Origin of the sequence: Enterobacter sp. BRE11, assembly GCF_031844285.1 — a bacterium.
Lineage (GTDB): Bacteria > Pseudomonadota > Gammaproteobacteria > Enterobacterales > Enterobacteriaceae > Pantoea.
The window spans coordinates 280,283-305,468 of sequence record NZ_JAUZUX010000001.1; the positions used below are offsets into that span (position 1 = coordinate 280,283).

The 25,186-nt window shown below is 62.7% G+C and carries 23 protein-coding genes; 11 read left to right on the forward strand and 12 right to left on the reverse strand.

Features of this window, described 5'->3' with window-relative positions; translation table 11 throughout:
- Positions 1–30 precede the first annotated feature (30 nt).
- The gene (ybbP, locus tag Q9R34_RS01365; protein ID WP_485892097.1) at positions 31–2,448 is read right to left on the reverse strand and encodes a putative ABC transporter permease subunit YbbP; all 2,418 of its coding nucleotides are present in this window, start codon (positions 2,446–2,448) and stop codon (positions 31–33) included.
- A complete protein-coding gene (gene ybbA / locus Q9R34_RS01370; RefSeq protein ID WP_485892099.1) occupies positions 2,448–3,131 on the reverse strand; it encodes a putative ABC transporter ATP-binding protein YbbA in 684 nt (227 codons plus the stop codon). Before ybbA ends, ybbP begins: the two co-directional genes overlap by 1 nt.
- Here ybbA and tesA point away from each other — a divergent pair.
- The 5 genes from tesA to Q9R34_RS01395 all read left to right on the forward strand — a co-directional run bounded on the left by tesA (position 3,099) and on the right by Q9R34_RS01395 (position 6,879).
- Positions 3,099–3,725: a multifunctional acyl-CoA thioesterase I/protease I/lysophospholipase L1 gene (gene tesA / locus Q9R34_RS01375; RefSeq protein ID WP_434123950.1), complete on the forward strand. Its 627-nt coding sequence runs from the start codon at positions 3,099–3,101 to the stop codon at positions 3,723–3,725. The genes ybbA and tesA overlap by 33 nt on opposite strands.
- A gap of 32 nt (positions 3,726–3,757) precedes the next feature.
- On the forward strand, positions 3,758–4,531 hold the full coding sequence (locus tag Q9R34_RS01380) for an SDR family oxidoreductase (protein WP_485892100.1): 774 nt from the start codon (positions 3,758–3,760) through the stop codon (positions 4,529–4,531).
- Between the two features lie 68 nt (positions 4,532–4,599).
- A complete protein-coding gene (locus Q9R34_RS01385; RefSeq protein ID WP_048784535.1) occupies positions 4,600–5,457 on the forward strand; it encodes a co-chaperone YbbN in 858 nt (285 codons plus the stop codon).
- 61 nt (positions 5,458–5,518) lie between these two features.
- Complete coding sequence (locus Q9R34_RS01390) at positions 5,519–6,433, forward strand: SPFH domain-containing protein (RefSeq protein ID WP_485892102.1); 915 nt, start codon at positions 5,519–5,521, stop codon at positions 6,431–6,433.
- Entirely contained in the window at positions 6,433–6,879 is a 447-nt protein-coding gene (locus Q9R34_RS01395) for an NfeD family protein (protein ID WP_485892103.1), read from the forward strand. The genes Q9R34_RS01390 and Q9R34_RS01395 overlap by 1 nt, the downstream gene beginning before the upstream one ends.
- Here the strand turns inward: Q9R34_RS01395 and cueR are convergent.
- A complete protein-coding gene (cueR, locus tag Q9R34_RS01400; RefSeq protein ID WP_434123956.1) occupies positions 6,876–7,286 on the reverse strand; it encodes a Cu(I)-responsive transcriptional regulator in 411 nt (136 codons plus the stop codon). The genes Q9R34_RS01395 and cueR overlap by 4 nt on opposite strands.
- Before the next feature lie 137 nt (positions 7,287–7,423).
- On the opposite strand from cueR, the gene copA reads away from it, so the two are divergent.
- The 3 genes from copA (at position 7,424) to ybaK (ending at position 11,460) form a co-directional block, all read left to right on the forward strand.
- Entirely contained in the window at positions 7,424–9,937 is a 2,514-nt protein-coding gene (copA, locus tag Q9R34_RS01405) for a copper-exporting P-type ATPase CopA (protein WP_485892104.1), read from the forward strand.
- 68 nt (positions 9,938–10,005) lie between these two features.
- Entirely contained in the window at positions 10,006–10,806 is an 801-nt protein-coding gene (locus Q9R34_RS01410) for a TraB/GumN family protein (protein WP_485892106.1), read from the forward strand.
- Between the two features lie 174 nt (positions 10,807–10,980).
- Complete coding sequence (gene ybaK, locus Q9R34_RS01415; protein WP_048784540.1) at positions 10,981–11,460, forward strand: Cys-tRNA(Pro)/Cys-tRNA(Cys) deacylase YbaK; 480 nt, start codon at positions 10,981–10,983, stop codon at positions 11,458–11,460.
- On the opposite strand, the gene Q9R34_RS01420 is transcribed toward ybaK, so the two are convergent.
- On the reverse strand, positions 11,457–12,326 hold the full coding sequence (locus Q9R34_RS01420; RefSeq protein WP_485892107.1) for a LysR family transcriptional regulator: 870 nt from the start codon (positions 12,324–12,326) through the stop codon (positions 11,457–11,459). The two genes, ybaK and Q9R34_RS01420, sit on opposite strands and share 4 nt — an antisense overlap.
- Before the next feature lie 87 nt (positions 12,327–12,413).
- Here Q9R34_RS01420 and Q9R34_RS01425 point away from each other — a divergent pair, with 87 nt between their 5' ends.
- Positions 12,414–12,848: a multidrug/biocide efflux PACE transporter gene (locus Q9R34_RS01425; RefSeq protein WP_434124130.1), complete on the forward strand. Its 435-nt coding sequence runs from the start codon at positions 12,414–12,416 to the stop codon at positions 12,846–12,848.
- An 81-nt stretch (positions 12,849–12,929) separates the two neighbouring features.
- Here Q9R34_RS01425 and ushA read toward each other — a convergent pair whose 3' ends face one another.
- Entirely contained in the window at positions 12,930–14,684 is a 1,755-nt protein-coding gene (ushA, locus tag Q9R34_RS01430; protein WP_485892108.1) for a bifunctional UDP-sugar hydrolase/5'-nucleotidase UshA, read from the reverse strand.
- 450 nt (positions 14,685–15,134) lie between these two features.
- Between ushA and ybaL the strand changes: the two genes are divergently transcribed.
- The gene (gene ybaL / locus Q9R34_RS01435; protein WP_485892110.1) at positions 15,135–16,823 is read left to right on the forward strand and encodes a YbaL family putative K(+) efflux transporter; all 1,689 of its coding nucleotides are present in this window, start codon (positions 15,135–15,137) and stop codon (positions 16,821–16,823) included.
- Positions 16,824–16,904: 81 nt separating this feature from the next.
- Here the strand turns inward: ybaL and Q9R34_RS01440 are convergent, their stop codons facing one another.
- The 4 genes from Q9R34_RS01440 to Q9R34_RS01455 form a co-directional block, all read right to left on the reverse strand.
- Positions 16,905–18,206 (reverse strand): inosine/guanosine kinase, encoded by a 1,302-nt coding sequence (locus tag Q9R34_RS01440; RefSeq protein ID WP_485892112.1) that lies wholly within the window; start codon positions 18,204–18,206, stop codon positions 16,905–16,907.
- Positions 18,207–18,262: 56 nt separating this feature from the next.
- Complete coding sequence (gene hemH, locus Q9R34_RS01445) at positions 18,263–19,222, reverse strand: ferrochelatase (RefSeq protein ID WP_434123964.1); 960 nt, start codon at positions 19,220–19,222, stop codon at positions 18,263–18,265.
- A gap of 111 nt (positions 19,223–19,333) precedes the next feature.
- Positions 19,334–19,978: an adenylate kinase gene (gene adk / locus Q9R34_RS01450; RefSeq protein WP_434123965.1), complete on the reverse strand. Its 645-nt coding sequence runs from the start codon at positions 19,976–19,978 to the stop codon at positions 19,334–19,336.
- A 143-nt stretch (positions 19,979–20,121) separates the two neighbouring features.
- Positions 20,122–20,967 (reverse strand): DUF6024 family protein, encoded by an 846-nt coding sequence (locus Q9R34_RS01455; protein WP_485892114.1) that lies wholly within the window; start codon positions 20,965–20,967, stop codon positions 20,122–20,124.
- Between the two features lie 171 nt (positions 20,968–21,138).
- On the opposite strand from Q9R34_RS01455, the gene Q9R34_RS01460 reads away from it, so the two are divergent.
- The gene (locus Q9R34_RS01460; protein ID WP_485892116.1) at positions 21,139–22,008 is read left to right on the forward strand and encodes a LysR substrate-binding domain-containing protein; all 870 of its coding nucleotides are present in this window, start codon (positions 21,139–21,141) and stop codon (positions 22,006–22,008) included.
- A gap of 236 nt (positions 22,009–22,244) precedes the next feature.
- Here the strand turns inward: Q9R34_RS01460 and htpG are convergent, their stop codons facing one another.
- From htpG to Q9R34_RS01475, 3 genes are all read right to left on the reverse strand, one after another.
- Positions 22,245–24,113 carry a molecular chaperone HtpG gene (gene htpG / locus Q9R34_RS01465; RefSeq protein WP_434123969.1) on the reverse strand — a complete coding sequence of 623 codons (1,869 nt, stop codon included), beginning with the start codon at positions 24,111–24,113 and terminating at the stop codon, positions 22,245–22,247.
- Between the two features lie 104 nt (positions 24,114–24,217).
- A complete protein-coding gene (recR, locus tag Q9R34_RS01470) occupies positions 24,218–24,823 on the reverse strand; it encodes a recombination mediator RecR (protein ID WP_434123970.1) in 606 nt (201 codons plus the stop codon).
- A complete protein-coding gene (locus Q9R34_RS01475) occupies positions 24,823–25,152 on the reverse strand; it encodes a YbaB/EbfC family nucleoid-associated protein (protein WP_033752664.1) in 330 nt (109 codons plus the stop codon). The genes recR and Q9R34_RS01475 overlap by 1 nt, the downstream gene beginning before the upstream one ends.
- Between the last annotated feature and the right edge of the window lie 34 nt (positions 25,153–25,186).

A 25,186-nucleotide genomic window follows, 5' to 3' on the forward strand; every position in this document is an offset into this window, starting at 1 on the left:
AGCCGACAAGCGGGCCCCAGGCCCGCTTTTTTATGCTGACTCCGCGCGCCGGAACAGCGCCTTGCCGCGCAGCAGCCGCGCCCCCAGCCAGCCGCCGCACAGCGAGAGCAGCAGCGCGCCGCCCAGCGGCAGCGCCAGCCACAGCGTCCAGTCGGGCTGCCATGGGAAGTCGAAGATTTTGCGCTGCAGCGCCCAGAGCGCCGCTTCCGCCCCCAGCGCCGCCGCCACGCCGGAGACCACGCCGAGCAGCGCGAACTCGCACCACAGCGTTCCACGCAGCAATCGCTTGCTGGCGCCCAGCGTGCGGCAGACCACCAGCTCCTGACGCCGCTGATGCATCCCGACCTGAATCTGCGCCAGCAGCAGCAGCACGCCGCAGAAGGTCACCAGCACCACCATAATCTCCAGCGCCTGACTCACCTGCGTCAGCACCAGGCCGATCTGCCGCATAATGCTGCCGATATCGAGCAGGCTCAGCGTCGGAAAGGCGCGGTTCAGCTGCGCCAGCAGCGCCGGATCGTTATTCAGCCTGAAGCTGGTCAGCCAGGTTTGCGGCTGCGCATCCAGCGCGCCCGGCGAAAAGATAAAAAAGAAGTTAGGCCGCAGGCTCTCCCAGTCCACCTTGCGCAGGCTGCTAATTTTTGCGCTAAAGGTCTGGGTATCGCCGGTAAAGGTCAGCGTATCGCCCAGCTTCACCCCCAGACGGCCGGCAAGCTCCGCCTCCATCGACACTTCGCCCGGCTGCGGCGGCCAGCTGCCCGCCGTCAGCGGATTGTGATCGGGCCGCTCGCCCGTCCACGTCAGGTTCAGCTCGCGGTTCAGGGCGTTATCCCGCTTCGGATCGGCCTCTTTGCCGTTCAGATCGGTCAGACGCGCCCGCGCCACGGGGTAGAAAGTTTCCGGCTTCACCTGATGCGAGGCGAGAAAAGCGCGCACCTGCGGCACCTGATCCTGGGTGATATTGAGCAGGAAATAGTTTGGGCTATCTGGCGGGAGCTGCTGCTGCCAGCGATCCAGCAGATCGCCGCGCATCACCAGCAGCAGCGCCAGCAGCATAAAAGAGAGCGAAAACGCCGCCAGCTGGCTCAGCGTCATGCCCGGCTGGCGCAGCAGACGGTTGATCGCCAGCCGCAGCGCCAGGCTGCGCACCACCAGTCGCCGCAGCAGCAGCAGCGTGCCCCAGCCCAGCAGCGCCAGCAGGCCCGCCAGCGCCGCCACGCCTGCCAGCAGCGCCCACAGCATCTTGCTGCCGCCCACCAGCAGCGCCAGCAGCGCAATCACCACCCCGCCCATCGCCGGGATATAGCGCTTCAGCGGCCAGATATCGGCCACGGCGTCGCGACGCAGCACGCGCAGCGGCTGGGTCGCCAGCAGCAGTCGGTAGGGGCGCAGCCCCACCAGCAGCGAGATGACGAACAGCGAGCCGATCGCCCAGAGCCACGGCCAGCCGCTGGCGGGCGGCAGGGTCGCGGGCAGCACCGGTTTCAGCATCTGCATCAGCAGCGCTTCGACGCCCAGCCCGAGCGCCCCGCCGCACAGCGCCGCCAGCAGCAGTACCGCCAGCCACTGGCCGACGATCAGCCGACGCAGCGCCCCCCGCGTCGCCCCCAGCGTTTTCAGCACCGCCACCAGATCGTAACGGCTTCGGCAGTAGTGGCTCATCGCCACCGCGACGGCGGCGATGGCCAGCATCAGGGTCAGCAAGGCGGAGAGCAGCAGAAACTGCTGGGCGCGCTGCATCGAGCGCCCCAGCGCGTCTTCGGAATTCTCTACGCTTATCCAGCGCTGATCCGCCTTCAGCTGCGGCTGGATCCAGCGATCGTAGCGCGCCAGCTGCGACGGCTCGCCGGCGAACTTATAACGCCAGGTCAGGCGGCTGCCCGGCTGAATCGCGCCGGTCTTCTGCGCGTCGTCCAGGTTGATTAGCAGGCGCGGCGCCATCTGAAAGAGATTAAAGCCGCCGTCCGGCTCCTGAATCACCTCGCCCGCGATGCGCAGGCTGGCGTCGCCGACATCCAGCCTGTCGCCCACCTTGAGGTTAAGCAGCGCCATCAGCCGCGGTGCAGCCAGCGCCGTGCCGGGCACCGGCTTCAGGCCAGGCGGGTTGGTCTGCAGATCGCCGAACATCGGATAGCGGTTATCAACCGCCTTGACCGCCGCCAGCTGCGGCGTCTCACCGGCGAAGGTCATGGTCATAAAGCTGAGCTGCCCACTGACGCTCAACCCCTCTTCCCGCGCTTTCGCCAGCCAGGCGTCCGGCACGGCCGCGCTGCTGCGCAGCGTGCGGTCGCCCGCCATAAAGTCGCGGCTCTGCTGGCTGAGCCCTTTCTCCATGCGGTCGCCGATGGCGCCCAGCGCCAGCACGCAGGCCACCGACAGCGTCAGCGCCACCCAGACAATCAGCAGCGAGGGCGAGCGCCACTCGCGCCAGAACCAGCGCCAGATCATCACGCCTCCCACACTTTGCCGTCGCGCAGCCGCAGGCGGCGGTCGCAGCGCGCCGCCAGCTGTTCGTCATGCGTCACCAGAATCAGCGTGGTGGCGTAGTCGCGGTTGAGCGAGAAAAGCAGATCGGCAATGCGGTCGCCGGTTTTCCGGTCCAGATTGCCGGTGGGCTCATCGGCGAACAGCAGGCCGGGCTGCCCGCTGAAGGCGCGCGCCAGCGCCACGCGCTGCTGCTCGCCGCCGGAGAGCTGCGCGGGCAGATGCGCCAGGCGCTTTTCCAGCCCCAGCTGGGTTAACAGCTCGCGCGCCTGCTCGCGGCTCCGGCGGTCGCTCTCGCCGCGCAGCAGCGCAGGCAGCTGCACGTTCTCCAGCGCGTTCAGCGTCGGCACCAGCATAAAAGACTGAAAAACAAAGCCAACCTGCGTCGCCCGCAGCGCGGCGCGCTGCTCTTCGTCGAGCAGGTGCAGCGGCTCTCCCAGCAGCCTGACCTCGCCGCTGCTGCCGTCGTCGAGGCCCGCCAGAATGCCCAGCAGCGTCGATTTGCCAGATCCCGACTCGCCGATCAGCGCGATGGTTTCGGCCCGTTTGACAATGAAGTCAACTCCGGTGAGGATGGACAGCTGCTGTTCCCCCTGACCGACGGACTTTGTAAGATGATGAACTTCAAGAATGTTTTCCGCTGGCATTACGCTTTCCTGTTTTTCGTTCTTCTACTGGTATCGCATCTGGCCGCTGCGAACACCCTGTTAGTGTTAGGCGACAGCCTGAGCGCTGGCTATCGCATGTCGGCCAGCGCCGCCTGGCCGAGCCTGCTGAATACAAACTGGCAGCAACAGCCTAAGGTGGTCAATGCCAGCATCAGCGGCGACACCGCCGCGCAGGGACTGGCGCGCTTGCCGGCGCTATTAAAACAGCATCAGCCGCAGTGGGTGTTAATCGAACTGGGCGGTAACGACGGTCTGCGCGGCTTTCCGCCGCAGGCTATCGAGCAGGATCTGCGTAAAATCATCGACGACATAAAGGCGGCGAACGCAAAGCCGCTGCTGATGCAGGTGCGTCTGCCTGCCAATTACGGGCGGCGTTATACGGAAGCGTTCAGCGGGATCTACCCCAGACTGGCACAGCAGTACAACATCCCTCTGGTGCCCTTTTTTATGGAGCAGGTCTACCTGAAACCTGAATGGATGCAGCAGGACGGTATCCATCCGAATCCCGATGCGCAGCCCTTTATCGCCGAACTGATGGCGAAAGAACTGGCCCCTTTAGTTAAGCATGAGTAATCTGCGGCGACGCGCTTTTTATGGGTAAAGATATGCAAAAAACCGTTGTAATTACCGGCTGTTCCAGCGGTATTGGTCTGGTGGCGGCGCAGGATCTGCAGGCGCGCGGCTACCGCGTGATCGCCGCCTGCCGCAAGCCCGAGGATGTCGAGCGGATGCGCGCGCAGGGCTTTGTCGCCGTCGCGCTCGATCTTGACGACGCGGCGAGCATCGATCGCGCCGCCGATGAGATCCTGGCGCTGACGGCGCACCGTCTGTTCGCGCTGTTCAACAACGGCGGCTTTGGCCTCTACGGCCCGCTGCGCACGCTGTCGCGCCAGCAGCTGGAGCAGCAGTTCTCTACCAACTTCTTCGGCGCCCATCAGCTGACGATGCGGCTGCTGCCCGCGCTGGAAGCGCACGGCGACGCGCGCATCGTCAACACCAGCTCCGTGCTCGGGCTGATCTCCACGCCGGGCCGCGGCGCCTATGCCGCCAGCAAATATGCGCTGGAGGCCTGGAGCGACGCGCTGCGCCTTGAACTGCGCCGCAGCGGCGTGCGCGTCAGCCTGATCGAGCCGGGGCCTGTTCACACCCGCTTTACCGATAACGTAACCCAGGGCGAGCCGGACCAGCCGGTGCGTAATCCCGGCATCGCCGCGCGCTTCAGCCTGCCGCCGGAGGCGATCCTGCCGAAGCTGCGCCATGCGCTGGAGAGCTCCCATCCGCGCCTGCGCTATCCGGTGACCCTGGTGGCGCATGCAATGAGCATCCTGAAAAGAGTGCTGCCGGGCTGGATGCTGGATCGCATTTTAAGCAGCCGCTGAGAATTCATCTTGAAGCGGGCCTGTCCGGCCCCATATTCTTTAAACACTTTCTGCCAAGAGACTTCGCTATGTCACCACAAGCTTCGATTATCGACGTTAACGAATCCAACCTGCATCAGACGCTGGAACAGTCCATGCAGATCCCGGTGCTGTTCTATTTCTGGTCGGATCGCAGCCAACATTGCCAGCAGCTGACGCCGCTGCTGGAGCGTCTGGCGCAGGAGTACGCCGGCCAGTTTATTCTGGCGAAGCTCGACTGCGACAAAGAGCAAATGGTGGCGTCACAGTTCGGCCTGCGCTCCATCCCGACGGTCTATCTGTTCCAGAACGGTCAGCCGGTCGACGGTTTCCAGGGGCCACAGCCGGAAGAGGCGGTGCGCGCGCTGCTGGAAAAAGTGCTGCCGCGCGAAGAGGAGCTGAAGGCGCAGCAGGCGCTGGCGCTGATGGAAGAAGGCAAACCGCTGGAGGCGCTGCCGCTGCTGAAGGAGGCCTGGCAGCTCAGCCGCCAGGCGAGCGAAATCGGCTTTTTGCTGGCGGAAGTCTTGATCGGCCTGAACCGCAGCGACGAAGCGGAAGAGGTGCTGGCGAAGGTGCCGCTGCAGGATCAGGACACGCGCTATCAGAGCCTGATGGCGCAGATCGATCTGCTGAAGCAGGCGGCCGATACGCCGGAAATCCAGCAGCTGCAGGCGCAGCTGGAGAGCGATCCCACCAATGCCGAGCTGGCTGCTAAGCTCTCGTTACAACTGCATCAGGTTGGGCGCAACGAAGAGGCGCTGGAGCTGCTGCTTGGCTTCCTGAAGCGCGATATGAACGCGGCGGACGGCCAGGTGCGCAAAATGCTGCAGGAGATCCTCGCGGCGCTCGGCACCGGCGACGCGCTCGCAGCCCGCTACCGCCGCCAGCTCTACTCGCTGCTCTACTAAGCGGCGGCGTCCTGTCCGGGCCGAAGCGACTCGGCCCGTAAATTAACAATCGGGAGGTTATATGTTAACAGTCATTCCTGCGCTGATCGTGCTGGCGCTGGTCACGGTGTGGGCGGGCGTCAAGATCGTGCCGCAGGGCTATCAGTGGACCGTGGAGCGCTTTGGCCGCTACACCCGCACGCTGCAGCCCGGACTGAGTCTGGTCGTGCCCTTTATGGATCGTATCGGTCACAAGATCAATATGATGGAGCGCGTGCTGGATATTCCCTCGCAGGAAGTTATCTCCAAAGACAACGCCAACGTCACCATCGACGCCGTCTGTTTTATTCAGGCGGTGGATCCGGCGCGCGCCGCCTATGAGGTCAGCAATCTCGAACTGGCGATCATCAACCTCACCATGACCAACATCCGCACCGTGCTCGGCGGCATGGAGCTGGATGAGATGCTGTCGCAGCGCGATAACATCAACACCCGATTGCTGCACATCGTCGACGAGGCAACTAATCCCTGGGGCGTGAAAATCACCCGCATCGAAATCCGCGATGTGCGTCCGCCGCAGGAGCTGATTGCCGCCATGAATGCGCAGATGAAGGCGGAGCGCACCAAGCGCGCCGACATCCTTGCGGCGGAAGGCGTGCGCCAGGCGGCCATTCTGCGCGCCGAGGGCGATAAGCAGTCGCGCATCCTGAAGGCTGAAGGCGAACGCACCTCGGCGTTCCTGCAGGCGGAGGCGCGTGAACGCCAGGCGGAAGCCGAAGCGCGCGCCACCAAAATGGTCTCAGAAGCGATCGCGGCGGGCGACATCCAGGCGGTGAACTACTTCGTGGCGCAGAAATATACCGACGCGCTGCAGAAAATCGGCGAAGCCAGCAACAGCAAGGTGGTGATGATGCCACTGGACGCCAGCAGCCTGCTCGGCTCGGTGGCGGGCATCAGCGAGCTGCTTAAAGGCGGCGCTGCAGAGTCGAAACGCTGATGGTGATGGAGATCGTTGCCCATCCGCACTGGTTCTGGCTGACCCTCGGCGGCCTCTTGCTGGCGGCGGAGATGCTCGGCACCAGCGGCTATCTGCTGTGGAGCGGCATCGCGGCGGTGCTGGTAGGCATCGTGGAGTGGCTGACGCCCTTCAGCTGGACGGCGCAGGGCTCACTGTTCGCCCTGCTGACGCTGGTCTGCGTCTATCTCTGGTATCGCTGGATGCGCCATCGCGAGCGCCACCAGCAGCCCAACGCCCTTAACCAGCGCGGCAATCAGCTGATCGGCACGCTTCTGACGCTGGATGCGCCGCTGGTCAACGGCATCGGCCACGTGCGGCTGGGTGACAGCAGCTGGCGCGTGCAGGCCGATCGGGATCTGCCCGCGGGCGCGCAGGTCGTCGTGACGGGCATCGAGGGCATTACGCTGCACATCAGGCCGCGTTAATCAGGCTGGCGATGGCCGCAGCAGCCCGCCAGATTATTGATAATCGGGCACTCCGCGCCTTCGTCCCCCGGACAGGCGTCGGCCAGCGCCAGCAGCCGCATGCGCGTCGCCTGTAGCTCTTCGATATGGACGGCGATCTCCGCTGCCTTCTGCAGGGTGCGCGCTTTGACGTCAGCGCTGTGGCGCCCCGGATTGTTGAACAGCGTCACCAGCTCGCGGCACTCGTCGAGCGTAAAGCCCACCTGACGCGCCTGGCGCAGCAGATTAAGCTCATCGAGATGATGCGCGCTGTAGCGACGATAGCCATTGTCGCTGCGCAACGGCGGCGTCACTACGCCCTTCTCTTCATAGAAACGAATCGCCTTGCTGGTCAACCCGGTTTTTTTCGCAACATCGCTGATGTTCACCCTGCTCTCTCCTCAAAAAATCGATCGCGGCCAGTCTCCGTAAAAAGAGTTTGACCTTCCCCTTGATGGAAGGTTTAGCCTGTATTACGAGTGATAACAAGCTCGCATTGTTAACAGCGACACAACAGGAGGACGCTATGTCACACACTATCTCGCTGGCGCTGGAAGGCCTGTCCTGCGGCCACTGCGTCAAACGCGTTAAAGAAGCGCTCGAGCAGCGCGACGATGTCGAACAGGCCAGCGTCACGCAGCAGGAAGCGCAGGTCGTTGGCAGCGCCGACGCCGCCGCGCTGATTGCCACGGTGGAAGCAGCGGGCTATCACGCTACGCTCCACGGCGACAGCCACCCAAAGCCTGAGCCGTTGACAGCTTCAGAGCCGCCGCCGGAGGCGCTGACAACGGTGGCGGAAACCGAACCGGCACAGCAGCATGAAAGCGCGCAGTTTCTGCTTATTGAAGGCATGAGCTGCGCCAGCTGCGTCAGCCGGGTCGAGAAGGCGCTGGAAAACGTGCCCGGCGTGACCCAGGCGCGCGTCAACCTTGGCGAGCGCAGCGCGCTGGTGATGGGCGACGCCTCTGCACAGCAGCTGGTCGAGGCGGTCGACGCGGCGGGCTACCACGCCCAGCCGGTGCAGGATGAACAGGAGCGGCGCGACAGGCAGCAGAGCAGCGCGCGTAAGGCGATGCGCCGCTTTAGCTGGCAGGCGGCGCTGGCGCTGGCGTTTGGCGCACCTCTGATGATCTGGGGCATGCTCGGCGACAATATGATGCTTAGCGACGCCAACCGCCCCCTCTGGCTCGCTATCGGCGCCGTCACGCTGCTGATTATGGCGGTCGCTGGCGGCCACTTCTACAGCAGCGCATGGCGCAGCCTGCGCAACGGCAGCGCCACGATGGATACGCTGGTGGCGCTCGGCACCGCCGCCGCCTGGATCTACTCCATCAGCGTCGCTCTCTGGCCCGACTTTTTTCCCGCCCAGGCGCGGCATCTCTATTTCGAAGCCAGCGTGATGATTATCGGCCTGATCAATCTCGGCCACGCGCTGGAGCAGCGCGCGCGCCAGCGCTCCTCTAAAGCGCTTGAGCGGCTGCTCGATTTGACGCCCGCGCAGGCGCGCCTCGTCAGCGAGCAGGGCGAAATGCTGGTGCCGCTCAGCGCGGTGCAGCCGGGCATGACGCTGCGCCTGACGACGGGCGATCGCGTGCCGGTGGACGGCGACATTACCGAGGGCGAAGCCTGGCTGGACGAGGCGATGCTGACCGGCGAAGCGGTGCCGCAGGGCAAACGCGCCGGCGACAAAGTCTACGCCGGGACGCTGGTGCAGGATGGTGCGGTGCGCTTCGTGGCGCGCGCCACCGGCCAGCACACTGCGCTGTCGCGCATTATTCATCTGGTGCGCCAGGCGCAGAGCAGCAAGCCGGACGTGGGTCGCCTCGCCGACCGCATCTCGGCGGTCTTCGTGCCGGTGGTGGTCGCCATCGCCCTGATTAGCGCCGCCATCTGGTATCTGTTCGGCCCGCAGCCGCAGATCGCCTATACGCTGGTTATCGCTACCACAGTGCTGATTATCGCCTGCCCCTGCGCGCTGGGGCTCGCGACGCCGATGTCGATTATCGCCGGGGTCGGGCGCGCCGCCGAGCTCGGCGTGCTGGTGCGCGACGCCGACGCGCTGCAGCGCGCCAGCCGCATCGATACGCTGGTCTTTGATAAAACCGGTACGCTGACGGCCGGCACGCCGCAGCTTGACGAGGTGCTGACGTGGCACGGCTGGTCACGCGAGGCGGTGGTGCAGGCTGCCGCCGCGCTGGAGCAAAACGCCAGCCACCCGCTGGCGCAGGCGATTACCGCGGCGGCAGGGACTACGGCCACGGGCGAGCTTGCGCAATTTCGTACAATACGCGGCAAAGGCGTCAGCGGCATACTCGACGGCAAGCCGCTGCTGCTGGGCAACGCGGCGCTGATGCAGGATAACGCTGTCGCCCTGCAGCAGGCGCAGCCCGATATCGAGCGGCTGTCGCGCCAGGGCGCAACGCCGGTGCTGCTGGCGCAGGACGGCGAACTTGTCGGCCTGATTGCGCTGCGCGATCGGCTGCGGCCCGAAAGCAAAGCGGCGCTGGCGCGGCTGCGTCAGGCGGGCTACCGCCTGATGATGCTGACCGGCGATCGGGAAGAGACCGCGCGCGCCATTGCACAGGAGGCGGGCATCGACGAGGTGATCGCTGGCGTGCTGCCGGAAGCGAAGGCGCAGACGATCGCCGCGCTGCAGCAGCAGGGGCGCCGCGTCGCTATGGTCGGCGACGGCATCAACGACGCACCGGCGCTGGCGCAGGCGGATGTCGGCATCGCCATGGGCGGCGGCAGCGACGTGGCGGTGGAAACCGCGCCCATTACCCTGATGCGCGCCGACCTTAACAGCGTTGCCGATGCGCTGGCGCTCTCCAGCGCGACGCTGCGAAATATTCGTCAGAATTTGCTGGGCGCCTTTATCTATAACAGCCTGGGCATTCCGCTGGCGGCCGGCGTGCTCTATCCGCTCACCGGCGCACTGCTCAGCCCGGTCGTGGCGGGCGCGGCGATGGCGCTGTCCTCGATTACCGTGGTCGGCAACGCCAACCGGCTGCTGCGCTTTCGCCCAACGACGCGACAATAGCCGCTAATGCCCTGTTTTTCAGCGACCGGAATCGCTAGCATGGCGTTTTGACTCAAGAAGGACGGGGCATGACAGGCAGCATATGGCGCAGTGTGCAGGGGCTGGTAAGCCGACTCTTTCCCGCCAGCTATCGCTGGCCCGCCCAGGATATTCGACTGGACGATCGGCTGCTGCATCTGGTCGGCAGCATTCATATGGGCACGCGCGATATGCAGCCGCTGCCTGCGCGGCTGCTGCGGCAGCTGGAGAAGGCGGATGCTCTGGTTGTCGAGGCGGATATTACGCAGGGCGGCTCGCCGTTCGACGATATTGACCCGCGCGATCCGCTGGAGACGCGCCTGGCGCCCGACGACTTGGCTCGACTGGCGACGCTGTGCGGCGAGCTGCACCTGTCTCTGACAATGTTCGACACCCTGCCCGCCTGGCAAATTGCGCTGATGCTGCAGGCGCAGCAGGCGCAGCGGCTGGGTCTGCGTCCCGATTATGGCATCGACTTCCAGCTGCTGCAGGCGGCGAAAACGCGAGGTAAGCCAGTCATTGAGCTGGAAGGCGCGGAGACGCAAATCGCGCTGCTGAAGTCCCTGCCGGATGACGGCATGGCGCTGCTGAAAGATACGCTGACGCACTGGCATACCAACGCGCGGCTGCTGCAGATGATGGTGAGCTGGTGGCTGGATACGCCGCCGCGCGAGCCGCGCATCGCTTTGCCCTCGACCTTCAGCACGGCGCTCAACGATACGCTGATTGCGCAGCGCAACGCGCAGTGGTGCGATCGACTGCGCGCCCTGCCGGTGGGGCATTACGTGGTGGCGGTAGGCGCGCTGCATCTCTACGGCGACGAGAATCTGCCTGAGCTGTTGCGGCGCTAGAAAAAAAAGCAGGCCGGTATTGCTATCGGCCCGTCAAAGAGGAATTTGTTTATGATTTTGGTTATCGCTCAGCCTTTCGGCTGGCGCGGGAACCATTCTTACGCAAAGCACAAACTTTCGCCACTATTAATTTATTTAATTTAGGAATGGGATTTTTCCTATAAGGAGAAGTTTATGACGCCTGCCGTAAAACTGCTGGAAAAACAAAAGGTCGCCTTTACCCTTCATCCCTATGAGCATGACAGCCAGGAAACCAGCTTTGGCGACGAGGCGGTGCGTAAACTTAACCTGGACGCGCGGCAGGTCTATAAAACGCTGCTGGTGGCGCTTAACGGCGATGCGAAACATCTGGCGGTGGCGGTGACGCCGGTCGCCAGCCAGCTCGATTTGAAAAAGGTGGCGAAAGCGTTAGGCGCGAAAAAAGCGGATATGGCCGATCCGCAGCTGGCGCAGCGCGTGACCGGCTATCTGGTTGGCGGCATCAGCCCGCTGGGCCAGAAAAAGCGGCTGCCGACGGTGATCGACCGCTCCGCCGCCGATTTCGCCACCATTTTCGTTTCCGGCGGCAAGCGCGGCCTGGATCTGGAGCTGGCGGCGCAGGATCTGGCGCGCCTGCTCGACGCGCCGCTGGCGGATATCGCGCGACGCGACTAGCTGCGCGGCTGGGCACAAAGCTGGTCGATCATCCAGCGTCCCGCCGGTCCAGGCGGATTGCGGCGCGACCAGATCGCCTCTACCGCGATTTGCTGCGGCCAGCCCGGCAGCGCAAGCTCCTGCAGTAGCCCGTGACCAAACTGCGTCACCAGCCAGCGCGGCAGAATGCTCCAGCCAAATCCCTGCTCAGCCATTTCCAGCAGCAGCAAATAGGTCGGCGCTGACCAGACGCGTCCCGGCGGCGCAATCGCGTGCGGCTCGACCCAGGTGTTGAGCCGCAGCTGGCGCACCTGCTCCAGCGCGCTTTCCGTGAGGCCGTCGTGCTGCGCCAGCGGATGATCGCGATGGATATAGATGGCCATTTCCGCGCTGACCTGCAGCCGTGCGACGGCAATATCGGGCGGCAGCGCGGGCTGGGCGCGCACCACGCCCAGATGCACCCGCCCCGCCTGTAGCAGATCCAGCACGTCTTCATCTTCAGCAATCATGCACTCCAGTTCGATCTCCGGAAAACGCGCGTCGAACTGTTTCAGCAGCTGCTCATGGTGCTGGGTCTGCCAGAAGTCCGATACGGCGAAGCTGAGGCGCGGCTCAATCCCCTGCGCCAGACGGATAGCCAGCGCGTCGAGCCGCTCGCTGGCGGCCAGGATCTGCTGCACCTGCGCCAGCGCGCCCCTGCCCTGATCGGTCAGGATCGGTTGACGTCCGCTGCGATCGAACAGCTTAAAGCCGAGATCGTCCTCCAGCCCGGCAACCGCCGTGCTGATCGTTGACTGGCTTTTGCCCAGCGCGCGCGCCGCGGCGGAAAAGGAGCCGCTGCTGACGGTCTGCACAAACGCCTCTAAAGATTCCGGTGAGTAACGCATTTTATCCATCGCTTTTATCGATAGGTCATCATTTTATCTTATCATCCTGAGATGCCAGAATGCGCGCCTGACTGCTGGAGGTTAATGATGCGTACCCGTTCGCTAAAAGAACGCTTTATACATGCGCTGGGGTTTGAAACTCTGGCGATCCTCACCGTTTCGCCGCTGGCTGCCTGGGCGATGGATAAGCCGCTGTTTGAGATGGGCGCGCTGGCGCTGATGCTCTCAACCGTCGCGATGCTGTGGAATATGATTTATAACGCCATTTTCGATCGCCTCTGCCCGCCAGGCAAAGTTCATCGCGGCGTGCTGATCCGCGCCCTGCACGCGCTGCTTTTTGAAGGCGGCTTTATTTTGATCGGTTTGCCGATTGCCGCGTGGATGCTTAATATCTCGCTGTGGCAGGCGTTTCTGCTGGAAGTGGCCTTTTTCCTGTTTTTCCTGCCCTACACCATGGCGTACAACTGGGTGTGGGACAAGCTGCGTCCGCGCTGGTTCGAGCGTAAGGCCTGCGAGGCCTGATCTCTCAGATGGCGACCCTGCCTGCCAGCGCGCAGGAAGGTATGGGAGGCAAAGCCTCCCGTGAAGGGATATCGCCAGGGTTTACGGCGCGTTATGCGCCGTTTCCCGTCCCCATGGCCAGAGCCACGCCAGAATCATCTGCGGATAGCTGCGCTTGTGCGGCTTTTCACGCGCCTTTTTCTCTGCTTCCGTGAGCCTGTGGATCGTCTCTGTCGGCACATAGTCGGCGGCTTTTAGCGGCGAATGGGCTTTGACATAGTCGCGCAGCACCTCAGCATCAATAGTTCCTGTGTTCTGATAGCCTGAATGGGTATCAAGGCGCGGATAGCCGTCGCCGCCTGCGGCGTTAAAGCTGTTGGTCGCCATGCGGTAAGTTTTATTCTCCTGCAGCGGCTGGCCGTTTATCCGCACGTCGCTTACCGTGCTGCCGTCCGCCACCAGGCTGACATGTGCAAACTGCGCGAAGCCGCCTGTATCAGGTTTGATATTCGCCACCACGTCGAGGTATTTTTTCACTTCAGCGCCGGTCAGCGTCACCGACACCACCTGATTGCCGAACGGCTGCACCTGCAGCAGATCGCGCCAGCTCAGCTTGCCCGCCGGCAGCGAGGCGCGGATGCCGCCGCCGCTCATCACCGCGAAGTCCGCCTGCGTTTTCGCCATCTGCGCGCGCAGAATGAGCTGGCCGAGACGGGTCTGGGTAAAACGCACCTGCTCGCGCTCGCCGTCAAACGGTCCCGCCGCGCTGCCGACGGCGACGTTCAGCCGCGCCTCGGCCCGCTTCTGATAGGGCATCAGCAGCTTCATCATGGCGGTATTTTTCGGGATCTCCTGCTGATACGTCAGCCAGGTCTCGCTGCCGTCGGCGTTTTTGATCTGATGCTTCAGGTTGACCGGCACCAGCGCGTAAGACTCCAGCGCCACCTCACCGTTGCGCCAGGTAAAATCGCCGCGCCCTACATATTCACCCCACTGCCCCGCCTGCATAATCCAGACGCCGTTCTGCTTGTCCGGCTGGCAGGCCGCGCCTGGCTGCCAGGCTTTTACCCGCTCGTTCTCTTTCGCCATGCAAAGCGTATCGTGCGAATGGCCGCCGACGATCATCGCGACGGTGCCCGGCGGCAGGCTGCGCGCCAGCGTCACGTCGCCGGGGGCGTTGCTGCCGTGTTCGCCATTGTCGTCATAGCCGAGATGGCTCAGCACCACGATCACGTCAGGCTTCTCGCCTGCGCGCAGCTCCGCCACCGCTTTTTCCGTTTCGCTGACCGGGTCGCGAAATTCGATATCGCGCAGATAGGTGGGGTTCGCCAGCCTGGCGGTATCGGGCGTCGCCAGGCCCAGCACGGCGATCTTCAACCCCATACGATTGAAAATCGCCCAGGGCTTGAAGAGCCGCTGGCCGGTGCTTTTCTGGTAGAGATTGGCGGCGAGAAAGGGAAAACGCGCCCAGCTCTCCTGCTTGCGCAGCACCTCGAGCGGATGGTCGAACTCGTGATTGCCAAGCGCCATGGCGTCATAGCCGATCAGGTTCATACCGCGAATATCGGGCTCCGCCGCCAGCGCGTCGGACTCCGGCACGCCGGTGTTGACGTCGCCCGCCGAGAGGATCAGCGCGCCGCCGCCTTTGGCCTGCACATCGTAGCGCAGCGTATCCATTAAGGTCTTTTGCGCCGCCAGGCCATATTCGCCCTGCGCGCTATACCAGAAATGGCCGTGCTGGTCGTTGGTATGAAGAATGCTAAAACGGTAAGTGCGATCCGGCTCGGCGGCCTGAGAAAGCAGGGGGGTCAGCGCCAGTAGCGCAAGACCGGTGGCGGCCCATCGTGATAACAGCAAAGCCTGTCTCCTTATTTTACGCAGTCCCGTTCCGGGTGGTGTCAGCATGCTGACCCACTGTGTCGCATATTCCACTGTTTAACTCAAGATGAAACACCGCTATCGCTGGCACTGAATTACTTTTAACACTCATTGGCAAAAACGAACCGAAGCGCTAAAGCTGGCGCAAAGCTGCGCCTGAGACCGCTTACCGTGATTCGTCGTGCATTCCAGCGGGATAGTGGGCAGCAGCATGGCATTTTGCAGGAAGATATTGTAATGCCCCCCCTCGCAAGCTCGCCTTGCTGCGACGCAGATTGACGAAAACAGAGAAAAACAGCAGTTCGACTCCACTTTTCTCTTATTTTCAAACTTTTTTCTTATTATCCCGCAAATAGCACAGCGAAAATTAACACATTGCCTTAAACTTAATTGTTACAGGCAGATACATTTGCACACAAGGAGACAGGCATGCATCACACCACACCGCTGATCACCACCATCGTCGGGGGGCTGGTCCTGGCGTTTCTCCTTGGCATGCTCGCACAGCGGCTGCGCATTTCGCCGCTGGTCGGCTATTTGCTGGCGGGCGTGCTGGCCGGCCCCTTTACGCCGGGCTTTGTCGCTGACACCAATCTTGCGCCTGAGCTGGCAGAGCTGGGCGTTATTCTGCTGATGTTCGGCGTCGGACTGCACTTTTCACTGAAGGACTTAATGGCGGTAAAGAGCATCGCCATTCCCGGCGCGGTGGCGCAGATTGCCGTCGCCACGCTGCTGGGAATGGGCCTCTCCGCCTGGCTGGGCTGGTCGCTGATGACCGGCCTGGTGTTCGGTCTCTGTCTCTCCACCGCCAGCACCGTGGTGCTGCTGCGCGCGTTGGAAGAGCGTCAGCTGATTGACAGCCAGCGCGGCCAGATCGCTATCGGCTGGCTGATTGTCGAAGATCTGGTGATGGTGCTGACGCTGGTGCTGCTGCCCGCCATTGCAGGCATGCTGGAACAGGGCAACGCCAGCCCGCAGCTGCTGGCATGGGATCTGCTGCTCACCATCGGCAAGGTCGCCGCCTTTATGGTGCTGATGATGGTGGTGGGCCGTCGCGCCGTGCCCTGGATCCTGGCGAAAAGCGCCGCCACCGGCTCGCGCGAGCTGTTCACCCTGGCGGTGCTGGCGCTGGCGCTCGGCATCGCCTTTGGCGCGGTAGAGTTTTTCGACGTCTCTTTTGCTCTCGGCGCTTTTTTCGCCGGTATGGTGCTGAACGAGTCGGAGCTGAGCCATCGCGCCGCCCACGATACGCTGCCGCTGCGCGACGCCTTCGCGGTGCTCTTTTTCGTCTCGGTCGGCATGCTGTTCGATCCGATGATCCTGGTGGAACAGCCGCTGGCGGTGCTGGGCGCGCTGGTGATTGTGGTGCTGGGCAAATCTGTCGCCGCCTGGCTGCTGGTGACGCTGTTGGGCCATTCCCGCCGCACTGCGCTGACCATCTCCGTCAGCCTGGCGCAGATTGGCGAATTCGCCTTTATTCTGGCCGGTCTCGGCATCTCCCTCAATCTGCTCAGCAGCGAGGGGCGTAACCTGGTGCTGGCGGCGGCAATCCTCTCTATTATGCTCAACCCTGTTCTGTTCAGCCTGCTGGAGCGTTTCCTGGCGAGGAGCGAAAGTCGTCAGCCACAGGCGCAGGAAGAGTCGGTTGAGGAAGAGAAGCAGATTCCGGTGGATATCTGCCACCACGCCGTCATCGTCGGCTATGGCCGGGTCGGCAGCCTGCTGGGCCAGAAGCTGCTGGAGGCGGATGTGCCTTTCGTGGTCGTGGAGAACTCACGCGCGCGCGTCGAGGCGCTGCGCGAACAGGGCATTCCGGCGGTGCTCGGCAATGCGGTGCGCGCCGAAACCATGGAGCTGGCGCGACTCGACTGCGCGCGCTGGCTGCTGCTGACCATTCCCAACGGCTTCGAGTCGGGCGAGATCGTGACTACCGCGCGCGAGAAGTTTGCCGACATCGAGATTATCGCGCGCGCGCACTACGACGACGAAGTGGAATACATTATGGCGCGCGGCGCCACGCGCGTCGTGATGGGCGAGCGCGAGATCGCCAGCAGCATGCTGCATATGCTGGAGGCGGAGATCGCCGAGCGCCCTGTGGTGCGCGAGTGCCCGATTTAAGCTTTATATCGCCGCTTAACCACGGCGCCCGCGCGGAGAGCAAGCAGGCGCCGGCAGGCGCCTGCCCTCTTTCCTCAAGACTTAACGATCCCAGTAGGACTCTTCAAGGCTGTCTTCACGCTCCGGCAGGCCGCGCGTCAGGCGCGGCGAATGCTGGTTAAGCACCTGGTAGCTGACGCGGTTAGCGTATTTACACACCTGCGCCAGCGACGAATAGGTCAGGTATTCGCGCGCGTGCTTGCTGGAATTCGGCACTTTCTGCCGATGGTAGTTGTTCGCCGTAATGTCGTGCAGCAGCGCCGCCAGCGCGCCGTCGCCCGCGCCGTTGGTGTTCATGATCTTCTCGGGTCCGCCCATATAGGGGGCGATATGAGAGAAGATGCGCAGCGGCTGCTCGCACGCCTGCCGACGCATAGCGCGGCTGAACTCATACTGGTTAAATTCCGCGATCGCGCCGGGCAGCAGCGGATGATTGGTTTTTCGCTTGAACGCTTCTTCGGTGTAGCCCGCCATATAAAGGCCGGTCGGACCGGCGGTGCAGAGCACCAGGTCGACCCACTCCAGCGCCATATCGGCCGCGCGCAGCGGATCCGATTCCCCGGTCAGCGCCAGCGCTTCCTCTTCGTTCATCGCCACGATAGTGACGTGGTCGCGCATGAAGTCCCGCCAGAACTGCGGGTTGTCGCCGATAACATACTTCGTGCCCAGCGTCAGCACCACCGGCACGTTGTGGCGCTTCGCGTACTCAATCGCCTGCAGGGTGGCCTGCGGCATCGGTTCGCCCTCGCCGCAGCGCACCAGGTAAGAGGTGAGCACCAGCGCCGACGCGCCAGCGATGACCGCTTCGGAGATGCTTTCGGCGCGCAGCTGGTTCATCTGCCCGGGACTGATGGCGAAGGTACGTTCGCCCTGCTCGCCGATCAGGGTAAAGCAGCGGCCAATGGCGCCGTCGACGCCCTGCAGATAGTTGAGATCGACCCGGCTGGAGGTGTTGCAGAGGTAGCGATAGGCGTAACCGCCGATCTGAATATTGCTGCACATCACGCCGAGCAGCACTGACCGGTCATCGGCCAGCACCGAGTAGTTGTGCAGCGTATTGCCGATGGTGCCGCCGGCGAACTGGTGGCTAATCAGGTTATCGCGCTGCAGCTCGTGATAGAGCGTTTCAGCAACGTCGTCGGCGATGACCAGAGAGTGCCCGGCGCTCAGGCCGTAGCGAACCAGAAAGGCGTCATCGACTTTGGCCTCGATATCCACCAGCGTCTGATCGATTCCCACGACCCAGCTGCCCTCTTCCACCTCCTGTGAGGCGACGTGCAGCAAGGGATCGCGAGCGCTAACGGGAAAATAGTGTTTGGATTTGCGTTTGCCGGGAAATTTCATGATGGGCGCCGTCAGAAAAACAGGCGGAGGATGATAGCACATTCTCCGCCGCGGCTTTAACGACGCGCGTTGACCAGCTGCACCATCATCTCGATGTGGGCCGCGTCGGCGTTCAGCGCCGGGATATATTCGAACTTTTCGCCGCCGCCGTGCAGGAAGAACTCGCGGTTCTGCTCGTTGATCTCCTCCAGCGTCTCCAGACAGTCAGAGGCGAAGCCCGGGCTCATCACCTGCACATGTTTAATGCCCTTCTTCGCCAGACCCTGCATGGTTTCGTCAGTGTAGGGCTGCAGCCAGGGTTCGCGGCCAAAGCGCGACTGAAAGGTCATCATAATCTGATCGTCGCGCAGGCCCAGCGCCTGCTGCAGCAGCGCCGTGGTATCAGCGCAGCGCAGCGGGTAGTCGTCGCCCTCTCTGGCGAAGCGCTGCGGGATGCCGTGATAGGAGAGCACCAGCAGATCTGGCTGCCCGTGGGCCGCAAAAGAGCGCTCTACCGACGCTTTCAGCGCGGCGATATAGGCCGGATGTTCGGCATAGTCGCGAATAAAGTGGATATCCGGCAGGGTGCGCGCGGTTTTGAAGGCGCTGTAGAGGCCATCCCAGACCGCCGCCACCGTAGAGCAGGAGAACTGCGGGTAGAGCGGCAGCACGATCAGGCGCGTGACGCCCTGCGCCATCAGGCTGTCTACCGCGCTCTGCAGGCTGGGGTTGCCATAGCTCATGCCCAGCTCGACCGGCATATCGACGCGCGCCGCCAGTGCCTCGCGCTGCTGCTTGCTATAGACCATCAGCGGCGAGCCGCCCTCCATCCAGACGGAGGCGTAGAGCTTCGACACGCGCGGCGAGCGAAACGGCAGAATGACGCCATTGAGGATTGGCCACCAGAGCCAGCGCGGCGTATCGACGACGCGGGGATCGCTGAGAAACTGTTTCAGATAACGCTTTACAGCGGCAGTTGTGGGGGCGTCTGGCGTACCGAGATTAACCAGTAACACGCCGGGCTTGTCTTGCCTCATTGTTATTCCTTGATAGCGGAGATGCGTGAAAACAGGAGGAATTGTAGCGGAAAGCGGGAGAGGGAAAAGCAATTACTGCAAAAGGGGCCGGCACGGCCAGCCCCAACGGCGTTAGTCGAGAATGCGCGCCAGCTGCTTGCTGACCTCAGCGACCGGCTGGGTGCCGTCAATTTTGTGGTAAGCGGTGTTGCCCGCCTCCGCTTCTTTGCTGTAGTAGGCGATCAGCGGCGCGGTCAGCTGATGGTATTCCACCAGGCGCTTGCGCACGGTCTCTTCCTGATCGTCTTTACGCGTGGTCAGCTCTTCGCCGGTAACGTCGTCCTGACCCTCTACCTTCGGCGGATTGTATTTGACGTGATAAACACGGCCCGACGGCGCATGCACGCGGCGGCCGACGATGCGATCGACAATCAGCTCGTCCGGCACGGCGAACTCCAGCACGCAGTCAATTTTGATGCCCGCTTCTTTCATCGCGTCCGCCTGCGGGATGGTGCGTGGGAAACCGTCCAGCAGAAAACCGTTTTTGCAGTCTTCCTGCGCGATACGCTCTTTTACCAGCGCGATAACCAGCTCGTCAGTGACCAGTTTACCGGCGTCCATGATGGCTTTCGCCTGGTTGCCGAGCTCGGTGCCGGCCTTAACCGCCGCACGCAACATGTCGCCCGTGGAGATTTGCGGAATGCCATATTTCTCCATGATGAACTGAGCCTGAGTGCCCTTACCTGCGCCCGGAGCACCGAGCAGAATAATACGCATTGCGTAAATCCCCTTGCGAATCGCATTGATCAATCTAGAAGGCGAAGACCATACCATTATGACCCGCTCACCACAAGAAAGGCGCGGCTTCCTTGCGGGCGACAGCAGCCCGTTTCTCCATAAACGGCGGCAGGCAGGCGCGGCTACTCGCTTTTTTCAGATTCGCCGCCGGGATTGAGCAGCGCCTGAACGCGTCTGAGGATATGCGGCGTCAGGTTGGTTTGCTTATGCGCGCCGCCGCGCTGGCTGGCGCGCACCAGCAGATAGCCCTGCTGTGGCCACAGCTCCAGATCGCTGGCATGGCTTAGCGCAGCCAGCAGCCTCGGCGGCAGCGCAAAGCTGGCGAACGGCATGCCTGGCGTATGGCTGGAGGCGAGAGGCTGCGGCGCAGTCAGCCCGATCGCCTCGACGCAGGCCTGATTGTAAGGCCGCCAGCCCTGCTCGCGCAGACGGCCCAGCGCGGCCAGCACCGGCGCGGCCAGCGGCAGCCCCTGCTCGAACAGGCGCAGCTCGCTGCGCACCAGCGTGCTGAAGTCGGCGGTGCGCAGCGCCACCAGCACCGGACCGCCCGGCAGATCCGCATGGCGGTCGAGACGCGACACGAAGAGGCTGGCGTGCGCGAGCAGCTCTTCATGCAGCACGCTGGCAAAGCTTTCGCTGGCGTCGACCACGCCCTGCTGCATGGCCGCTTGCAGCGGCCGCACGCGGCCCTGCGGCAGCGCGACGTGGGCGACGAAATTGATATTTCCGGCCATCAGCGGCACGGCGGGCAAGACGTTCAGCTCCGTCATGGGATAGTGGGTAGCGTAGCGCGTCTGATTGCGCGCCTGCTCCTGGCGCAGAAACAGCTGGGAAAGCAGGATGCGCGCCACATGCAGCGAAGGGGCGAAAAACAGATCGTACTGCTCCAGCCGGTAATGCCGTGACAGCAGCGTGCGTAACCGGTCTCGCGCCTCGGAAGGTCGATCGGCCCAGGAATGAAATGCCATCGCGTCGTGGTTCTCTTTTATCGGTGGGTGATGGCGGCAACAGCAGACCACGCATAGCTTTGCCTGGCAGTCAACCCGCTATAATCAGTGGGCCAGGTTAGCGGAATGCGGCTGGACTTTAAAATGATATAAACTGACAATCCCTGTTAGGTTTTTACACAAGGGATGAGTATGACCCGGCTACCTCCGCTAAGGGCGCTGCACCATTTTCATCAGGCGGCGCTGCACAGTAGCTTTAGCGTAGCGGCCGAGCACCTGCACGTCACGCACAGCGCCGTAAGCCATCAGATTCGCCAGCTGGAGAGCTGGATGGGCAAGCCGCTTTTCGTGCGCACCCATGGACGCGTGACGTTAACCTCGCACGGCGAGCGTCTGCTGCTCAGCTGTCAAAAAGCCTTTAGCGAACTCTCCACCACCTGCGCCAGTATTCGCACCGGTATGCGCCATCATCTCAGCCTATCCTGCGCGCCGAGCTTTTTGTCGCAGTGGCTGATCCCGCGCATTAGCACCTTTTATCAGCGCTATCCCGACATCGAGATCCACTTTCAGGGGCAGATGGCGCTAAGCCAGCTGCGCAGCGAGCATATCGACGTGCTGATCCTCAGCGATGAGCAGCCGCCCGACGGGGATATCGACGCGACGCTGATCGGCGACGACTATCTTGGGCCGCTCTGCGCGCCGCTGTTCGCCCCACGCTTTCGCTGCGCGCAGGATCTCGTTGCACTTCCCCTTCTGCACATCGATACGCGCCTGCACGCCTGGGCGGAGTGGTCGAAAAACGCCGAGGTACGGGGCAATTTCTGGTCGGGCAAGCATTTTGACAATTTGACGCTCGGCATTCAGGCGGCGAAAAATGGACTGGGCGTGATGGTGTCGCCGCGACTGCTGGTGCGCAAAGAGCTCGAAGAGGGCTCGCTTATTGCTCCGCTCGGCTTTGTGCGCGTCGATCGCGCGACCTGGATGATGACCAAGGCGTCGCGGCGCAACGACGGAGAGATCACGCTGTTTCGCGACTGGCTGCGCGAGGCGGCGCAGCAGTAAGATCATACAGGCACCCGCGACCGCACCGCTGTAAAAAAAGGCCGATGCATACGCACCGGCCTTCATGTCTGTAGCTGCGAGCTTACGCAGATAGCGCTGACCGATCGCAAAGTCGCTATTCGCATCCCTGCCGCTCGGCCCGCGACATCCTTGTCGCGGGACGCTTTGCTCTTCGGTCAGCGCTACCTGCGTTTTAGCAAACGCGCCGTCTGGAATAACCAGACGCGGGCGATTGCTTAAGCCGTCAGCAGCTGATTCATTCGGCGGATAAACTGGTTGGGATCGTCCAGCGTGCCGCGTTCAGCCAGCAGCGCCTGATCCAGCAGCAGCTCGACCCATTCGCCGAAGCGCGCGTCGTCCTGGGTATCCGCCACGCGTTTCACCAGCTGGTGGTCCGGGTTGATCTCGAAGATATACTTCACTTCCGGCACTGCCTGACCCGCCGCGGCGAACAGCTTCGCCATCTGGGTGCTCATTTCGTTGGCGTCGGTGGTCACGATAGCAGGCGTATCGGTCAGGCGATGCGTCAGACGCACCTCTTTGACGCGGTCGCCCAGCAGCGTTTTCACGCGATCCACAAACGGCTCCAGCGCCTTCTCCGCCTCTTTCTGTTCTTCGCTCTCTTCATCCGCCAGCTTGCTCAGCGACTCGTCCGCCTTGCTGACCGACTGGAACGCCTTGCCGTCGAACTCGGTAAGGTAGCTCATCATCCACTCGTCGATGCGATCGGAGAGCAGCAGCACCTCAATGCCTTTTTTGCGGAACAGTTCCAGATGCGGGCTGCTCTTCGCGGCGGCGTAGCTGTCGGCGGTGATGTAGTAGATCTTATCCTGGCCTTCCACCATGCGGCCGACGTACGCTTCCAGCGACACATTCTGCTCGGCGCTGTCGTTGTGCGTTGAGGCGAAGCGCAGCAGCTTCGCGATCGCTTCCTGATTGGCGCTGTCTTCCGCCGGGCCCTCTTTCAGCACCAGACCGAACTCTTTCCAGAATGTCTGGTACTTCTCGGCGTCATCTTTGGCCAGCTTCTCCAGCATCTGCAGCGTGCGCTTGGTCAGCGCGCCGCGCAGGGTCTGGGTGACGCGGCTGTCCTGCAGGATCTCGCGCGACACGTTCAGCGGCAGATCGCTGGAGTCAATCAGGCCACGCACGAAGCGCAGGTAGTTCGGCATAAACTGCTCGGCGTCATCCATAATAAAGACGCGCTGCACATAGAGCTTCAGCCCGTGCTTGTGATCGCGGTTCCACATATCGAACGGCGCGCGCGACGGGATGTAGAGCAGGCTGGTGTACTCCTGCTTGCCCTCAACGCGGTTGTGGCTCCAGATGGCGGGATCGCTGAAGTCGTGCGCGATATGCTTATAGAACTCGTTGTACTCTTCGTCGCTGATGTCAGACTTGTTGCGCGTCCACAGCGCCTGGGCTTTGTTGATCTTCTCCCAGGTGGTGGTGCCGCTCTCTTCGTCTTTGCTTTCAATCTCGACCGGCAGCGCGATGTGATCGGAATATTTGCCGATAATGCTGCGCACGCGCCAGGCGTCGAGGAACTCATCTTCGCCTTCGCGCAGATGCAGCGTAATCTCGGTGCCGCGATCGGCTTTGGTGATATCGGCCAGGGTATATTCGCCTTCGCCCGCCGATTCCCAGAACACGCCCTCATCAGCCGCCGCGCCGGCCGCGCGGGTGCGCACCGACACTTTGTCCGCCACGATGAACGCCGAGTAGAAGCCGACGCCGAACTGGCCGATTAGCTGGCTGTCTTTCGCCTGGTCTGAGCCCAGCGATTCAAGGAAAGATTTGGTGCCGGATTTGGCGATGGTGCCCAGGTTCTCAATCACCTCGTCGCGACGCATGCCGATACCGTTGTCCGACAGCGTCAGGGTGCGTTTGTCCTTATCCACAGAGAGACGCACGCGCAGCTCGCCGTCGCCTTCATAGAGGCTGGCGTCCGACAGCGCGCGGAAGCGCAGCTTGTCGGCGGCGTCCGAGGCGTTGGAAATCAGCTCGCGCAGGAAAATCTCTTTGTTTGAATAGAGGGAATGGATCATCAGGTGCAGAAGCTGTTTTACCTCTGACTGAAAGCCACGCGTCTCTTGTCCTTTCATGGTCATTGTTACCTCAACGGAATCAGGTTGAACGAACGTTGAGGTTGATGTGGGGATGGTGCGAAAGATTTCAAGCCGACGTCGTTAACGACGTCGGCAAGCGTTCAAAAAGTAATCTTATGGCGTCCCGCCAGCGAGTGGGAGAGCGTGGTGCCGTCGACCATTTCCAGCTCGCCGCCCACCGGCACGCCGTGAGCGATGCGGCTCGCGTCGACGCCGTACTGGCCGCAGAGCTCGGCGATATAGTTGGCGGTGGCTTCGCCCTCAACCGTCGGGTTGGTGGCGAGGATCACCTCTTTCAGGGGCTCTTTTTCCAGCCGCTGCTCAAGCCGATCCAGCCCGATATCCTGCGGGCCGATGCCGTCCAGCGGGGAGAGATGCCCCATCAGCACAAAGTAGCGCCCGGCGAACTGGCCGGTCTGCTCGATGGCGTGAATATCCGCCGGGCTCTCCACCACGCAGATGAGACCATTCTGCTGACGCCGCGGATTGGCGCAGATGGTGCAAATCTCCTGCTCGGTGAAGGTACGGCAATCGGCGCAATGGCCGATTTCGGACATGGCGCGCGTCAGCGCCTGCGCCAGCCGCATGCCACCGCTGCGATCGCGCTGCAGCAGCTGAAAAGCCATGCGCTGCGCCGACTTCGGCCCAACGCCGGGCAGGCAGCGCAGCGCCTCCATCAGAGATTCAAGCAGTGGACTGGTTTGCATCAGAATGGCATCTTAAAGCCGGGCGGCAGCTGCATGCCCGAGGAAACAGAGGCCATTTTCTCTTTCTGCGTTTCGTCGATGCGGCGAGCGGCATCGTTGAATGCGGCGGCGACCAGATCTTCCAGCATATCTTTGTCATCTTCCAGCAGGCTGGGATCGATCTCCACGCGGCGGCAGTTGTGCGCGCCGTTAATGGTGACTTTCACCAGGCCTGCGCCCGATTCGCCAGTCACTTCCAGCGCGGCGATCTCTTCCTGGACTTTGGCCATTTTGTCTTGCATCTGCTGGGCCTGCTTCATCAGGTTGCCCAGTCCGCCTTTACCAAACATAGTTTTCTCTCTCAGCTAAGGCCGCATCGCTATC